This window comes from Lentzea californiensis (assembly GCF_024648825.1).
GTDB classification, from domain to species: domain Bacteria; phylum Actinomycetota; class Actinomycetes; order Mycobacteriales; family Pseudonocardiaceae; genus Lentzea; species Lentzea californiensis.
This window is the reverse complement of record NZ_JANBBE010000014.1, coordinates 24,386-38,408: the sequence shown is the minus strand read 5'-3', so window position 1 is coordinate 38,408 and position 14,023 is coordinate 24,386. Positions and strand designations below refer to the sequence as shown.

At 70.2% G+C, this 14,023-nt stretch carries 14 protein-coding genes; 7 read left to right on the top strand and 7 right to left on the bottom strand.

What is annotated here, in order from left to right; translation table 11 throughout:
• Position 1: 1 nt before the first annotated feature.
• Genes LX88_RS36250 through LX88_RS36235 form a run of 4 tightly spaced genes read right to left on the bottom strand, consistent with a single transcriptional unit; the run spans position 2 to position 5,647 of the window.
• Positions 2–1,801, bottom strand: a complete 1,800-nt coding sequence (locus LX88_RS36250) for a glycosyltransferase family 39 protein (protein WP_258952287.1) — start codon at positions 1,799–1,801, stop codon at positions 2–4.
• Complete coding sequence (locus LX88_RS36245) at positions 1,798–3,519, bottom strand: ArnT family glycosyltransferase (RefSeq protein WP_258952286.1); 1,722 nt, start codon at positions 3,517–3,519, stop codon at positions 1,798–1,800. The genes LX88_RS36250 and LX88_RS36245 overlap by 4 nt, the downstream gene beginning before the upstream one ends.
• Positions 3,520–3,537: 18 nt before the next feature.
• Positions 3,538–4,944, bottom strand: a complete 1,407-nt coding sequence (locus LX88_RS36240; RefSeq protein WP_258952285.1) for a sensor histidine kinase — start codon at positions 4,942–4,944, stop codon at positions 3,538–3,540.
• Positions 4,922–5,647 carry a response regulator transcription factor gene (locus LX88_RS36235; RefSeq protein ID WP_281273466.1) on the bottom strand — a complete coding sequence of 242 codons (726 nt, stop codon included), beginning with the start codon at positions 5,645–5,647 and terminating at the stop codon, positions 4,922–4,924. The genes LX88_RS36240 and LX88_RS36235 overlap by 23 nt, the downstream gene beginning before the upstream one ends.
• A gap of 109 nt (positions 5,648–5,756) precedes the next feature.
• Here LX88_RS36235 and LX88_RS36230 point away from each other — a divergent pair, with 109 nt between their 5' ends.
• The 4 genes from LX88_RS36230 to LX88_RS36215 all read left to right on the top strand — a co-directional run bounded on the left by LX88_RS36230 (position 5,757) and on the right by LX88_RS36215 (position 8,839).
• Positions 5,757–6,254, top strand: a complete 498-nt coding sequence (locus LX88_RS36230; RefSeq protein ID WP_258952284.1) for a hypothetical protein — start codon at positions 5,757–5,759, stop codon at positions 6,252–6,254.
• Between the two features lie 65 nt (positions 6,255–6,319).
• Positions 6,320–7,996, top strand: coding sequence for a bifunctional metallophosphatase/5'-nucleotidase (locus LX88_RS36225; protein ID WP_258952283.1), 1,677 nt, complete (start codon positions 6,320–6,322; stop codon positions 7,994–7,996).
• 74 nt (positions 7,997–8,070) lie between these two features.
• Positions 8,071–8,520 (top strand): hypothetical protein, encoded by a 450-nt coding sequence (locus LX88_RS36220; protein ID WP_258952282.1) that lies wholly within the window; start codon positions 8,071–8,073, stop codon positions 8,518–8,520.
• 10 nt (positions 8,521–8,530) lie between these two features.
• On the top strand, positions 8,531–8,839 hold the full coding sequence (locus LX88_RS36215; RefSeq protein WP_258952281.1) for a sunset domain-containing protein: 309 nt from the start codon (positions 8,531–8,533) through the stop codon (positions 8,837–8,839).
• Here LX88_RS36215 and LX88_RS36210 read toward each other — a convergent pair.
• Positions 8,836–8,976 (bottom strand): hypothetical protein, encoded by a 141-nt coding sequence (locus tag LX88_RS36210; RefSeq protein ID WP_258952280.1) that lies wholly within the window; start codon positions 8,974–8,976, stop codon positions 8,836–8,838. The two genes, LX88_RS36215 and LX88_RS36210, sit on opposite strands and share 4 nt — an antisense overlap.
• Positions 8,977–9,297, bottom strand: a complete 321-nt coding sequence (locus LX88_RS36205) for an HAD domain-containing protein (RefSeq protein WP_258952279.1) — start codon at positions 9,295–9,297, stop codon at positions 8,977–8,979. It lies immediately after the preceding gene.
• A 38-nt stretch (positions 9,298–9,335) separates the two neighbouring features.
• Here LX88_RS36205 and mug point away from each other — a divergent pair, with 38 nt between their 5' ends.
• Positions 9,336–9,830 carry a G/U mismatch-specific DNA glycosylase gene (mug, locus tag LX88_RS36200; protein WP_258952278.1) on the top strand — a complete coding sequence of 165 codons (495 nt, stop codon included), beginning with the start codon at positions 9,336–9,338 and terminating at the stop codon, positions 9,828–9,830.
• 192 nt (positions 9,831–10,022) lie between these two features.
• Positions 10,023–12,857: an AfsR/SARP family transcriptional regulator gene (locus LX88_RS44475; RefSeq protein WP_308203481.1), complete on the top strand. Its 2,835-nt coding sequence runs from the start codon at positions 10,023–10,025 to the stop codon at positions 12,855–12,857.
• Here LX88_RS44475 and LX88_RS36190 read toward each other — a convergent pair.
• Positions 12,847–13,398: an NlpC/P60 family protein gene (locus LX88_RS36190; protein WP_258952277.1), complete on the bottom strand. Its 552-nt coding sequence runs from the start codon at positions 13,396–13,398 to the stop codon at positions 12,847–12,849. The genes LX88_RS44475 and LX88_RS36190 overlap by 11 nt on opposite strands.
• 141 nt (positions 13,399–13,539) lie before the next feature.
• Between LX88_RS36190 and LX88_RS36185 the strand changes: the two genes are divergently transcribed.
• Positions 13,540–14,010 carry a hypothetical protein gene (locus tag LX88_RS36185; protein WP_258952276.1) on the top strand — a complete coding sequence of 157 codons (471 nt, stop codon included), beginning with the start codon at positions 13,540–13,542 and terminating at the stop codon, positions 14,008–14,010.
• Positions 14,011–14,023 lie beyond the last annotated feature (13 nt).

Genomic DNA, 14,023 nt, shown 5'->3' with positions numbered 1-14,023 from the left:
ATCAGCCCAGGTCGTAGAGCGTCTGGCCGCCGGCAGTGGTGGGTTCGAAGTTCGCCGCGACCCACTCGCTGATGTCGCTGCTGCCACCGCCTCGGCCGCCCTCGACGTAATAGCGCACCTTGCCGGCCGCGACGAGCGCTGTGAACTCGTCGAGCGTGGGCGCGGGATCGCTGCCGTTCCAGCCGCCGATCGCGATCACCGGCCGGCCGGACGCCAACTGGAGCGACGCCGCGTTCTGGGCGCCGGTCGTCGCGGCCGCCCACTCGGTGACGGTGGCCTTCAGCAGCTGCACGACCTCCGTGGACGACGTGCCCTCGCGCATGCCACCGCCCTGCTGGGAACGCGGGCCGGACAACGGGATCGAGCCGCTGTGCGTCACCGACGCGGTCGCCACGGCATAACCGGAGGTGCCCAGCAGCGCCGCCACGACCAGGACGCCCGCCAGCCGGCGCCGGTCAAGACCGAACACCAGCGCCGCCACAGCGACCGCGGTGACGGCCAGCAGGGCCCAGCGCAGCCACGGCGTCCAGTCCGGGGTGCGGTCGAGCAGGATGAAGCCCCACACGCCGGTCGCCGCGACCATCACCGTCAGCGCCATCCGCACCGGGAAGTGCCCGCGGCCGCGCCACAGCTCACTTCCCGCGATTCCGGCGGCCGCCGCGATCGCGGGGGCGAGCGCCACCGTGTAGTAGGGGTGCGTGATCCCGCTCATGAAGCTGAACACCGCGCCGCTCACGAGCACCCAGCCACCCCAGAGCACCAGCGCCGCACGGGTGCGGTCGGTCCGGGGCGCGCGGCGCAGGAACCACAGCCCGGCACCGAGTCCGATCAGCGCGGCGGGCAGCAGCCAGGAGATCTCCGGGCCCATGCTGGCGCCGAACAGCCGTCCGGCGCCCGTTTCGCCGCCGAAGCCGATGTTCCCGTTGCCGCCGCCCGTTCCACCGCCGCCGGGTCCACCTCCGGAACCGCCGAAGATGCGACCGAGACCGTTGTAGCCGATGGCGAGTTCCCACAGCGAGTTGTTGGTGGAGCCGCCGATGTACGGGCGGCTGTCCGCCGGCCAGAGTTCGACCAGCGTGATGAACCACCCGGCCGAGACGACGACCGCGACAACCGCACCGAGCAGGTGCAGCAGCCGCTTGAGAGGTGAGGTGGGGGCCGCGATCAGGTACGCCAGCGCAAGCGCGGGCAGCACCAGGAACGCCTGCAGCATCTTCGTGAGGAACGCGAACCCGATCGCCGAGCCCGCGAGCGCCAGCCACAGCGGGCTCGCCTTCTCCAGCGCCCGCACCGTGCAGTACGCGGCCGCGACCATCAGCAGCACCAGCAGCGCGTCCGGCAGGTTGAACCGGAACATCAGCGTGGCGACCGGGGTGAGGGCGAAGGCCGCGCCGGCGAACAACGCCGCCGCCGGACCGGAGGTGCGCTTCACCGTCGCGTACAGCAGTCCCACCGCCGCAACGCCTTCCAGCGCCTGCGGGGCGAGCACGGCCCAGCTGGAGAAGCCGAACGCCTTCGCGAACAGGCCGCTCACCCACAGGAACGCGGGCGGCTTGTCGACCGTGATCGTGTTGCCGGGGTCGAGCGAACCGAACAGCAGCGCCTTCCAGCTCTGCGACGCCGCCTGGGTCGCCGCCGCGTAGAACTCGTTGCCGTAGCCGGAAGCGGTGAGGTTCCACAGGTACAGCACGGCGGTCGCCGCGAGCAGACCGAGAAAGGCGATGCGGTGCGGCATCTTCGTGTCCCGGCGCTCCTGCGGCTTCGGTGGCGCGACGGGCGCGGGGGCGAGCGTGGCGGTCATGATGCGTCCAGTGCGTAGAGGGTGGCACCGGCGACGGTGGCCGCGGTGTAGTTCTCGGCGACCCACTCGGCGATGTCGTGGGCGGCATCGCTGCCGGTCTCGCCCTGCATCATCCGGCCGGCGGCGACGTAGTAGTGGATCTGTCCACTTCGGACCATTCCCTGGAAGTCCGCCAGGGTCGGCGCGGGATCGGTGCCGTTGAAGCCGCCGAGCGCCATGACCGGCTGCCCGCTGGCGAGCTGGAGCCCGGCCGCGTTGTTGGAGCCGATCGCCGCGGCGACCCACCGGTAGTCGCTCGCGTTGGCCTGCAGGAGGGTCACGACCTCGTCGTCCGGTGTCGTGGCGTCGAGCAGCCCGCCGCCCATGCCGCCCATCCGGCCGTTCGACGGGCCCGCGACGGGCAGCGCGCCGGTGTGCGGGGTGGTGACGGTGGCGAAGGAGTACGTGCTGGGGCCGAGCAACGCGGCGATGAGCGCGACCGGGATCGCCCAGCGCATCGACAGCACCAGCCCGGCCGCCGCGATGAGTCCTGTCATGAGCACCAGCACCGCGACGGGCGTGGAGAACTCGTTGACCAGCACGTGGCACTGCAGCGCGCTCAGCGCGACGGAGCCTGAAAGCACCGCTGCCGCAACGGGTTCGCTGCGGCGCTCCCACAGTTCGGTGGCGGCGATGCCGGCGACGGCGGCGATCGCGGGCGCCAGCGCCACGGTGTAGTAGGAGTGGATGATCCCGTTCATGAAGCTGAACACCCCGGCGGTGACGACGAGCCAGCCGCCCCACAGCGCGAGCGCGGTGCGGGCGCGTCCCCTCGTCAGCCACAGCCCGGCGACCAGCAGCACCACCGCGGCGGGCAGGAGCCACGCGATCTGACTGCCCATCTCCGCACTCAGCAGGCGGCTCCAGCCAGCACTTCCCCAGCCGCGGCCACCACCGACGCTGCCGACCTCGTCACCGGTGAGGCGGCCGAAACCGTTGTAGCCCAGGGTCAGTTCGAGAACGCTGTTCGTCTGCGAGCCGCCGATGTAGGGCCGGTCCGGCGTCAGTTCGACGGCGGCGATCCACCAACCGCCCGCGACGATCATGGCGCCGAGCGCGCCGGTCAGGTGCAGGACCTTCCTGCCGATCGTGGCGGGCGCCGCGATCAGGTACACCAGCGCGAACGCGGGCAGCACCAGGAACGCCTGCAGCATCTTGGTGAGGAAGCCGAACCCGATCGCCACACCGGCGAGCGCGAGCCAGAACGGGCTGGCGTTCTCGACCGCGCGGGTCACGCAGTAGGCGCCCGCGATGAGCAACAGCACCAGCAGCGCGTCCGGGTTGTTGAAGCGGAACATCAGCACCGCGACCGGCGTCAGTGCGAGCACGGTGCCGGAGATCAGCGCGGCCGCGGGGGAGAACCAGCGGCGCACCGTCGCGTGCAGCAGCCAGACGCTGCCGACACCCATCAGCGCCTGCGGTACCAGGATGCTCCACGCGTTGACGCCGAACAGCCGTGCGGACAGGCCCATCACCCACAGCGAGGCGGGCGTCTTGTCGACGGTGATCGCGTTCGAGGCGTCCGACGAGCCGAAGAACCACGCCTTCCAGCTCGTCGCGCCGGCCTGTGCGGCGGCGGAGTAGTAGGCGTTGGCCCAGCCCGAGTCCCCCAGCCGCCACAGGTACAGCGCGCCGGTCGCGATCAGCAGGACCGCCAGCGCCAGGCGTTCTCGTCTCATGCGGACGAGCGTCGCGGCCTAGTCTGGGCCGGTCGTGTGCTCCCGCTGTGAACGAGCTGTGTCCGCAGATGTCTTCAGCGACACCGTGAACGTGGTGTGGCCCGGCCTGCTCACGACGGACACGTCACCGTCGTGCGCGCCGACCACCGCGGCCACGATCGACAACCCCAGCCCGGTGCTGCCCGCCGCCCGCGAGCGCGAGGAATCGCCGCGCGCGAAGCGTTCGAAGACCTCCAGGCCTTCGGGAACGCCCGGGCCGTCGTCGGTGACGCTCAGGTCGACGCGTCCGTCGTGGACGGACAGCCCGGTCGTGACGGTGGTGCCCGGCGGGGTGTGCGCGCGGGCGTTGGACAGCAGGTTGCCGATGACCTGGTGCAGCCGTTGCACGTCACCGGGAACCGTCACGGGCTCCTCCGGCAGCGCCAGCTTCCAGCTGTGGTCCGGGCCCGCGATCCGGGCGTCGCCGACCACGTCCAGCACCAGCCGCGACAGGTCGACGTCCTTGCTCTCCAGCGGACGGCCCGCGTCGAGGCGGGCCAGCAGCAGCAGGTCCTCGACCAGCGACGTCATCCGCAGCGCCTCGGACTCGACGCGGCTCATCGCGTGCGTGACCGCGGGCGGCAGGTCCTCTCCCGTGCGGCGGGTCAGTTCGGCGTAGCCGCGGATGGCCGCGAGTGGGGTTCTGAGCTCGTGCGAGGCGTCGGCGACGAACTGCCGGACCCTGGTCTCGCTGTCGTGCCTGGCTTTCAGGGCCTGGTCGACGTGGCCGAGCATCTTGTTCAGCGCGAGGCCGACCTTGCCGGCCTCGGTGGCCGGATCGGTGTACTCCTCCGGCACGCGTTCGGCGAGCGCGACCTCGCCCTCGTGCAGCGGGAGCTCGGAGACGCGCGCGGCGGTCTCGGCGACCCGGTCCAGCGGCACCAGCGCGCGCCGCACGACCACCCTGCCCGCCAGGGCGACCGCCGCCGCCCCCGCGACGATGAGCCCGGCGAGGATCCAGACCATCCGCCACACGATGTCCGTGACGGGTTGCAGCGACAGGCCCTTGACGTCCCTGCGGTCGGTGACCACGCGGAACTCGCCCGCCTCGCCCAGGTCGACGGTGTGCGGCGTCGACGGCGCGGCCGCCAGCACCTCGATCTCGGCGTCGGTGAGCAGGCGCGGCGCCTGCCAGCCGGGCAGTTCGATCGTGCCGCGGATGCTGCCGTCGGGGAAGATCCTCGCGTTGATGCCGGGGGGACCGTACGACGACCCCGGCGGCGCCGGACGCAGCGTCGTGACCTCGCGGTCGAGGTTGGTCATCAGGAACGCGTGCAGCGCGAGCACCGAGACGCCGCCGATCACCAGGCACAGCGCGGTGAGCAGGACGATCTGGCCCGAGACCAGCTTCGCCCGCAGCGTCCTAGGACGCAGGCTTGAGGACATAACCGGCGCCTCGCATCGTGTGGATCATCGGGGTGCGGCCGGCGTCGATCTTCTTGCGCAGGTACGAGATGTAGAGCTCGACGATGTTCGCCTGGCCGCCGAAGTCGTAGCTCCACACGCGGTCCAGGATCTGGGCCTTGCTCAGCACGCGCTTCGGGTTGCGCATCAGGTAGCGCAGCAGCTCGAACTCCGTCGCCGTCAGGTCGATCGAGGTGCCGGCGCGTTCGACCTCGCGGGTGTCCTCGTTCAGCGACAGGTCGCCGACGACCAGCCGGGTGCCCGCGTCCGCGTCGGTCACGCCCGTGCGCCGCAGCAGTGCGCGCAGCCGCAGCACGACCTCCTCCAGCGAGAACGGCTTGGTGACGTAGTCGTCGCCGCCCGCGGTGAGCCCCGCGATGCGGTCCTCCACCGCGTCCTTCGCCGTCAGGAACAGCACCGGCAGGATCGGGGCCTCCGCGCGCATCCGGCGCAGCACCTCGAAGCCGTCGAAGTCGGGCAGCATCACGTCGAGCACCACGACGTCCGGGCGGAACTCGCGCGCGGTCCGCACCGCCGTCGTGCCGTCGAGCGCCGTGCGCACGTCCCACTTCTCCATGCGCAGCGCCATCGACATCAACTCGGCCAGAGTGGACTCGTCGTCGACGACGAGCACCCGCACGGGCTGCCCGTCCGGCCGGCGGAGTTCGGTCTTCATCGCGCGCATGGCTCCCATCGTGAACGCGGATCCTGTGTACCAGCTGTGAGCGATCTGCACAGCTCAGGCCTACTGCGCTCACAGGTTCGGCACAGCCGGCACCGACACGGTGGCTCTCATGACCGAACAACAGTCCCCGGAGTGGGGCGCAGCACCCCAGCCCGCTGCAGAGCCCGCGGCTCGGCCGGCGTGGACCGCGAAGAAGACGGTGGCGGCCGTGGCCATCGCCGTCGCGATCGCCGGTGCCGGTGGCGTCGCCATCCACGCCGCCGGCGGCACGAACCAGCAGACCGGCGCCGGCGGCATGGGCGGCGCACCGCCGGACGGCCAGGGCGGCATGCGCGGCGGCTTCGGCCTCGGGACCGGCACCACGACGCACGGCGAGTTCCAGACCGGTGAGGTCACCGCGATCAGCGACTCGTCCGTCGAGGTGAAGTCCACCGACGGCTACACGAAGACGTACGTGGTCGACGCGGACACCGTGGCCGAAGGTGTCGAGAAGGGGGACACCGTGACGGTGATCGCCACCACAGAAGACGGCAAGTTCGTCGCCTCCAGCGTCGTCGAACCTGGTCAGCGTGGCCAGCGGGCCGGACAGGCCCCGCCCACGAGGTGATTTGGGGTCAAGTGTGAGCGGTTATGGTCGGGTGATCAGCCCGACCACAACCGGAGGTGAGCGGCGTGCGCACGTTCACACTGACTGTGATGGGGTCGACGGACCTGCACGGCAACCTGTTCAACTGGGACTACTACCTCAACCGCGAGTACGACGACTTCGCGCACAACGACGTCGGGCTCGCGAAGATCTCGACCCTGGTGAACGACGTGCGTGCGGCCGTGGGACGGCATCGCACGTTGCTGCTCGACGCCGGTGACACCATCCAGGGCACACCGCTCGCGCACTACTACGCGAAGGTCGAGCCGATCACGCGCGGTGCGCACACGCATCCCATGGCCGCCGCGATGAACGCCATCGGCTACACCGCCGCCGCGCTGGGGAACCACGAGTTCAACTACGGGCTGTCCGTGCTGCGGACCTTCGAGCGGCAGCTGGAGTTCCCGCTGCTGGCGGCGAACGCCCTGGACGTGGCGACCGGCCTGCCCGCGTTCCAGCCGTACGTGGTGAAGACGCTGTGGCGCACGGGCGGGCCGCCGTTGCGGGTCGGCATCCTCGGGCTGACGAACCCCGGCATCGCCGTGTGGGACCGCGCCCACGTCGACGGGGCGCTGACGTTCCCCGGGCTGGTCGAGCAGGCGCTGCACTGGGTGCCGGAGCTCCGGCACAAGTCGGACCTGGTGATCGTGGTGGCGCACTCCGGGGCCGACCTGTCGTCGTCGCTGGGCGACCAGGTGCCGTTCCCGGAGAACTGCTCCGAACTGCTGGCCGAGACCGTGCCGGGCATCGACGCGGTCCTCGTCGGCCACGCGCACGTGGAGATCCCCTCGCGGTTCGTGACGAACAAGGTGACCGGGCGGCCGGTGCTGCTCACCGAGCCGTTGTTCTCGGGCAAGCGGCTGTCGGTGATGGAGTTCGACCTGCGCCACGACGAGCACTGGCAACTGGTGACGTCGCGGTCGTCCGTGCTGTCGTCGGCCTCGGTGGAGGAGGACCCGCGGATCGTGCGGCTGCTGCGGCACGACCACGAACGGGTCATGTCGTACGTCAACTCGCACATCGGGACCTGCGCCTCGGCGATGTCGGCGGCGCGGTCGCGGTTCGAGGACACGCCCGCGCTGCGGTTCATCAACCACGTGCAGGCGCTGGAGATCGCGAAGTCCACCTCGCTGCCCGTGCTGTCGCTGTGCGCGCCCTTCAACCGTGCGGCCGCGATCCCGGCGGGAGAGGTGTCCATCCGGGACGTCGCCGGGCTCTACATCTTCGACAACACGCTGGTCGGCGTGCGGATGACCGGCGGACAGGTGCGCGACCTCCTGGAGGAGTCGGCGCGCTACTTCCGGCAGGTGTCCTCGCCGGGCCCGTTCTCCGCCGCCGAGATCTCGAACGACGTGCCCGACTACAACTTCGACATCGCCTACGGCCTGACCGAGCCACTGACCTACGACATCGACGTCTCGCGCCCGGCCGGCTCGCGGATCCTCGGCCTGTCGTACGGCGGTGTGCCGGTCGAGGACTCGTTCGAGTTCGCCGTGGCCGTGAACAACTACCGGCAGGCGGGCGGCGGCGACTTCCCGCACATCGCCTCGGCGCCCGTGCTGCACAACCAGCAGCAGGAGGTCCGCGAGCTGCTGATCGCCTGGGTCAAGGCGGCGGGCGTGCTGGACCCCGCCTCGTTCGCCGGTGCCGACTGGCGCCTGGTCGTCGGTGGCGAGCCCGTAGTGGTGTCCACGAACGAGTGAATTCGGGCGCGGTGTCCTGGGGGTTCCGCCCGAGGCGGTGGCACCTGGTCGGCCGGATGGGATAGTCCAAGCGCGTGCAGTTGCCGCAACGCGTTGTCGTCGGTGCATTGGTCGTGCCGGCGTTGCTCGCCTCGGTGGGTCTCGCGGTGCGTCCCGTTCCGTCCGGCCGGCTGGTGCTCGCGGTGCGCGCGTCGGAGATCGTGCTGGCGGGCACCGCCATCTCGGCCGGGGAACGGCAGGAGGTCGTGGACGCCGTGCGAGCGCTGACCGCGGCCCACCGGATCACCGACGTGATCACCCCCGACGCGGGCGAACGCATGCCCGTCACCCCGGCCGCGGCCGCGTCACTGCTCGCGGCGGTGCTGGAGCACGGCGTCACCGACTTCACCGGCGTCGTCCACAAAGGACACCTGACCGCGTCGGCACGCGTCGCGGACCCGGAGCGCGCGGGCTCTCTGAGCGACGCTCTGCGCTCGGCCGCCCCCGGACTGCGCGTCGACGAGGACTTCACGACTACGGGCTAGGAGCTGTTCGGTGTTCGGGTTCTTCTTCCAGATGTTCCTGCTGTGCGCGGGCGCGTTCCTCGCCGGCGTCCTGCTGACCTGGCTGACCATGCGCTCACGCGAGTCCGTCGTTGAGGTTCAGCCCCTGTCGATCATGGAGGAGCCCGCCGCCACCGCGCCCGCGATCAAGGCGAACTCGCGCACGATGATGTTCCACACCCCTGAATCGCCGTACTACAAGCGGATGAAGGGTGACGCGTTCTTCCACTCGCCGGAGGACGCGCGCCGGGCCGGTTACACGATGTGGACGCCGCGTCCGCGCGTTCCCGCGGGCGCCTAGGTCGCCCGCAGCCAGGCGTCGAGTTCGAGGTAGTCGGCGTCGGTCAGGCCGTGGCGCGGGTTCACCTTGAGCAGCAGGGCTCGGTGGTGGTGCTCGGTGACCCAGGCGCGGTCCTTCTCGCTGATCTCGTCGTCCACCTAGGCGAACGGCCTGGTGCCCGCCAGCGCGACCAGGCCGCGGGTCTTCCAGTGCAGGCCCTGGCGCGCGTCGGCGTCCTCGGTGCCCGGGTCGTCCGGCCAGGTGGCGACCGGCAGCGCGGGCAGGCCGAGCAGGGGCGCGATGTGCGTGTTCGCCTCGTCCATCCAGGTCGTGGCCCAGATCAGCTCACACGGCAGGGCGGTGAGCCACGGGCCGTGCGTCGGGTCGAGCCTGGCCAGGCCCGGTGTGCCGGGGACGCCGTCGCCGAACGGGAGCAGCGGGCCGTCGACGTCGAGGAAGAGGATCGGGAGCGTGGCCACGACGGGCACGCTACGACGGACCTCGTAGGCTTGGCCACGTGATTGCCGACGTGATCAAGCCCGGCCTCGAAGTGCTCTTCTGCGGCATCAACCCCGGCCTCGTGTCGGAGGCCACCGGGCACCACTTCGCGCGGCCGGGAAACCGGTTCTGGCCCGCACTTCATTTGTCCGGTTTCACTCCCTCCCAGTTCGCGCCCGCCGAGCAGGAGAAGCTGCTCGAACTGGGGCTCGGGATCACGAACGTCGTCGCGCGGCCCAGTGCCAGAGCCGACGAATTAACAATTGACGAAATGCATCAAGGTGCGATCGAACTCGCGGAAAAGGTCGAGAGGTATTCACCGAAGGTTCTCGCGATACTCGGTGTGACGGTGTACCGGGCGGCCTTCAACCGCAAGAAGGCCCAGGTGGGGCCGCAGCAGGACACCGTGGGTGGTGCGAGGCTGTGGATCCTGCCCAATCCGAGCGGGCTGAACGCGCACTGGCAGTTACCGGCGTTGGCCGAGGAGTTCGGGCGGCTCAAAGCCGGCCTGTAGAAACAGAACAAAAGTTCACATTCATGCCCACTGAAAGTGGGCTGGACGGAGTGGGCTCTGGTCTGGTTGCATCCAGATCTGCGTCCGTTCGAGTGCATTCACCCAGAAGTGGAACCCCGGAAAGCCAGGCTGCGTCAAAATTTGGCATTGCCGTGCAGAACTCGGTGAATCTTCAACACTGGTGGGGGCACAGTGGAGGTCAGGATTCTCGGGCCGGTCGAGCCTTCAGTGCCGCCGAAGCCCGCGCAGATCCTAGCTGTCTTGGCCGTCGAGTGCGGGAAGATCGTCCCCGTCGAACGGCTCATCGACCTCATCTGGGGTGAGGAGCCGCCACCGCAGGCGCGCAAGTCGCTGCAGGTGCACATCTCCAGCCTGCGCCGGGCCGGGCTGCCGGTCGAGCACCGCGCGGCGGGGTACGTGCTCAGCGCCGAGCCCGACAGCGTCGACCTGCACGTGTTCCGCAAGCTCGTGAGCAGAGCGGGCGACGAGGCCGACCTCAAGGTGAAGGCCGACGTCCTCAGCCAGGCGTTGCAGCTCTGGCGCGGCACGCCGGTCGTGTTCGCGCAGATGCTCGACGTGCAACGGCTCGCGGCCGCCGAGGCGTGGGTCGACGCCGAACTGGCGCTCGGCCGGCACGCCGGGCTCATCGACCGGCTCGGCGCGTTCGTCGCCGAGTACCCGCTGGCCGAACGGCTGCGCGGGCAGCTGATGACGGCGCTCGCCAGGGCCGGGCGCCGGGCGGACGCCATGCGGGTGTTCCGCGAGACGCGCAAGGTGCTCGTCGACGAGCTCGGGGTCGAGCCCGGCGAGCAGCTGCAGAAGCTCTACCGCGACGTGCTGGAGGGCTCGCGGGACAGCCGCCGCAACTACCTGCCACGCGACGCGGGCGACTTCACCGGGCGCGACCGGGAGCTCGGCAGGTTGCTCGACAGCGACGGCGGCGTGTGGTGGATCGAAGGGCCGGCGGGCGTCGGCAAGTCGGCGCTCGCGGTGCATGCGGCGCACCGGCTGGCCGACCGGTATCCGGACGGGCAGCTGTTCGTCGACCTGCACTCACCGTCCGGCGCGCTGGACGCGTTGCTGCGCGCCATGGACGTGCCGAGCGAACGGATCCCGGAGTCCGCCGAGGAACGGGCGGCGCTCTGGCGCGCGAGGGTCAGCGGGCGGCGGGTGGTGATCGTGCTGGACGGCGTCACGAGCGTCTCGCAGGTCCGGCCGCTGCTGCCGGGCAGTCCCGGCTGCCTGACGCTGATCACCAGCCGCAGCAGGCTGTGCGGGCTCGAAGGTGTGCGCCGCGTCCCGCTGGACGTGCTGAGCGGCGACGAGGCCGTCACGCTGCTCCAGCGCATCCTCGGCGACGACCGGGTGTCCGCGGAGCCCGACCAGGCGCAGGAGGTCGCGCGGCTGTGCGGATATCTGCCGCTCGCGGTGCGGATCACCGGCGCGAAGCTGGCCGGACGCGCGCACTGGCCGGTGTCGAAGCTCGTGAGGAGGCTGTCCGACGAACGGTCGCGGCTCGACGAGCTCGTCGCGGACGACCTCGCGGTGCGGGCCGGGCTCGAGCTGACCTACCGGGCGCTCGACGAGAACGTCCGCCGCGCGTACCGGATCTTCGGGTTCCTCGGCCTGCCCGAGGTGCCGAGCTTCCTCTGGGCGCACCTGCTCGACGAGGACGTGCTCGACCAGCTCGTCGACGCACGGCTGCTCGACGTCATCGGCAGCGCGCGGTACCGGATGCACGAACTGGTGCGGTTGCACGCCCGTGAGCTCGCCGAGGCGGAAGACCAGCAGCAGGAACGCGAGGACGTGGTCAGGAGGGCGGTGGTCGCCGCGCTGTCCACTGTGGACGGCCTGACCGAGCAGCTCTTCCTGGCCGTGCCGCGCATGCAGGACTCGCTGGGCGTCGTCACGTCCGCGGCGCGCCCGACCGACAAGGACGCCTGGTTCGCGCGCGAGGAGCCGTTGCTGACCAGGCTCGTGGAACGGGCCGCCGAGCTGGGGCTCGCGGAGATCGCGTCACAGCTGGCCGAGGTGCTGGTGTTCGCGTGGTTCGGGCTCAGAAACCGTTACGAGGCATGGGAACGAACACACACGGCGGCGCTGGAGGCCGTGTGGAGGACCGGGGACGTGCGGCTGGAGGCGGTGCTGCGGTGCAGCCTCGGGCAGATGCACTACAAGCGCGACAACCTGGAGCAGGCGCGGTCGTGGTTCGACACCGCGAAGACGTTGTTCGCGAACCTGGGCGACCAGCGCGGCGAGGCCGTCGCGATGAACGGCATCGGCATGGTGTGCCGCGATCTGGGCCAGTACCCGTGCGCGCTGGAGGCCCTGGGCCGGGCCCGTGAGCTGCTGAAGTCCCAGGACCTCGAGGGCGAAGCGCACGCGCTGTACGGAATCGGCTCCATCAAACGGGAACTCGGCGACGACGAGGGCGCGTTCGGCACGCTGCGGCTCGCCGAGACCATCTACCGCCGGGCGCGCAGCCGGCGCGGTGAGGCGCTGGCTGCGCGCGGGATCGGGCTCGTCCACCGCGCCCGCGGTGAGCTGGACGAGGCCGAGGACCACATCCGGCGCGCCCACGAGATGGTCGCGGGCACCGGCGACGAACTGCTCGGCTGCTACACCGCGCAGGCTTGGGCGAAGGTGCTGCTGCGCAAGGGTTTTCTCGATCCGGCGGCGGATCTGATCCAGCAGGCGCTGGACGGCTGCCGCGACGTCGGAGACCGGTTCGGCGAGGCCTTGATGCGCCGCACGCTGGGCGAGTGGAAGCTCGCGGCGGGAGACCACGCGGGTGCGCGGGTGGTGCTGACCGACCTGCTGCCGGTGTGGAACGACCTGAGCCTGCCGCTGTGGAGGGCTCGGACATTACGTGACCTGGGAGCGGTCCACGCCCGTCTGGGGGACGTCGAAGGCGCGGACCGCTCCTGGCGCGAGGCCGCCGGCCTGTTCACGCGACTGGGCACCAGGGAGATGGGAGAGGTGCGCCAGTGGCCGGCTCAATGGGCCCCGCCCGCACTCAGCCGGTGATCTTCTTGTACTTCCACGGGGCGTAGCCACCGCTCTTCAGCGAAGAGATGGTGACGGTCTCGTGGTCCATGTCCGTCGCGGTGCTGCCCTCTTCGTAGATCCACGCCGACGTCTTCGCCGAGTTGGCCCACTTCTCGAACAGCTTCACGTGACCGTTGCGCAGGATCATGTCGCCCGGCTTGAGGTTCGCCCAGGAGATCTTGGTGGCGACCTCGTCCAAAGTGGACGTGTTGCGGCTCGTCGTGAGCTTCCACGTCATGGACACGAAGCCGGAGCAGTCCGTTCGGTACTTCTTGCCCTTGCCGATGTCCCAGACGTAGGCGGACTGGCTGTAGGGAACCTTGCGGTCCCACCAGTCCTTGGCGCGCTTGATGACCTCGGTACGGCTGATCGAACCGCCGTACCCGGCCGCCGCCTGGACCTGCGAGACGGCGGTCTCCTGCTCGGCAGGACCCTCCGGTGCGGCCTGGGCGACGCCACTCAGGCCACCCAGCAGACCCAGCGAGATCGCGGTCGCCGCGACTGCGTGGCGAATGCGCATGGTGTAGCTCCGATCGACTTGCTGTCGGTGATGACCGGAACTGTCCACGGTGGCGCCAAAGATCGGCCTAAGGCTGATTTAGGACTTCCTTTACCGCTCCTTCCTAGGTTTCGCCGCACCTTGGGCATAAGGAGAGAGCACATGTTCGTTCGCACGATCGCAGCCGTGGTCGCGATGTTCGCCGCTCTGATCATGGGCGCGTCCGTCGCGTCGGCGGCCCCGGCCAAGTACACCCACTCGCAGGCGACCGCGCAGTTGCGCGCGGCCGGCGTCACCTGGACGTCCAGCGGTGGGTGCAGCGACCGCAACAAGCCGAACTGCACCTCGTTCGAGCAGATCAACCAGACGACCATCGCGGGTGCCAAGACGTTCAAGAGCGCGTCGGGCTGTGCGCTGACCATCACCGGTGGCACGGAGACCGGCCACGCGTCGGGCACGTACTCGCACTGGAACGGCTACAAGGTGGACTACCGGCTGTCCAGCTGCGTCACCAACTACATCAAGGGCAGCTTCTCGTCCATCGGCGGCAACAAGTGGAAGTCGAACGCGGGCAACATCTACTACCTCGAGTCGAACCACTGGGACGTCACGTACCACAACTGCGGGTGCTGAGGTTGTTGCTGAT

Coding starts and splice junctions, on each gene's coding strand:
- LX88_RS36185 (WP_258952276.1), top strand. CDS start 13,540: ATGTTCGTTCGCACGATCGCAGCCGTGGTCGCGATGTTCGCCGCTCTG.
- LX88_RS36245 (WP_258952286.1), bottom strand. CDS start 3,519: ATGAGACGAGAACGCCTGGCGCTGGCGGTCCTGCTGATCGCGACCGGC.
- LX88_RS36190 (WP_258952277.1), bottom strand. CDS start 13,398: ATGCGCATTCGCCACGCAGTCGCGGCGACCGCGATCTCGCTGGGTCTG.
- LX88_RS36235 (WP_281273466.1), bottom strand. CDS start 5,647: ATGCGCGCGATGAAGACCGAACTCCGCCGGCCGGACGGGCAGCCCGTG.
- LX88_RS36250 (WP_258952287.1), bottom strand. CDS start 1,801: ATGACCGCCACGCTCGCCCCCGCGCCCGTCGCGCCACCGAAGCCGCAG.
- LX88_RS36230 (WP_258952284.1), top strand. CDS start 5,757: ATGACCGAACAACAGTCCCCGGAGTGGGGCGCAGCACCCCAGCCCGCT.
- LX88_RS36240 (WP_258952285.1), bottom strand. CDS start 4,944: ATGTCCTCAAGCCTGCGTCCTAGGACGCTGCGGGCGAAGCTGGTCTCG.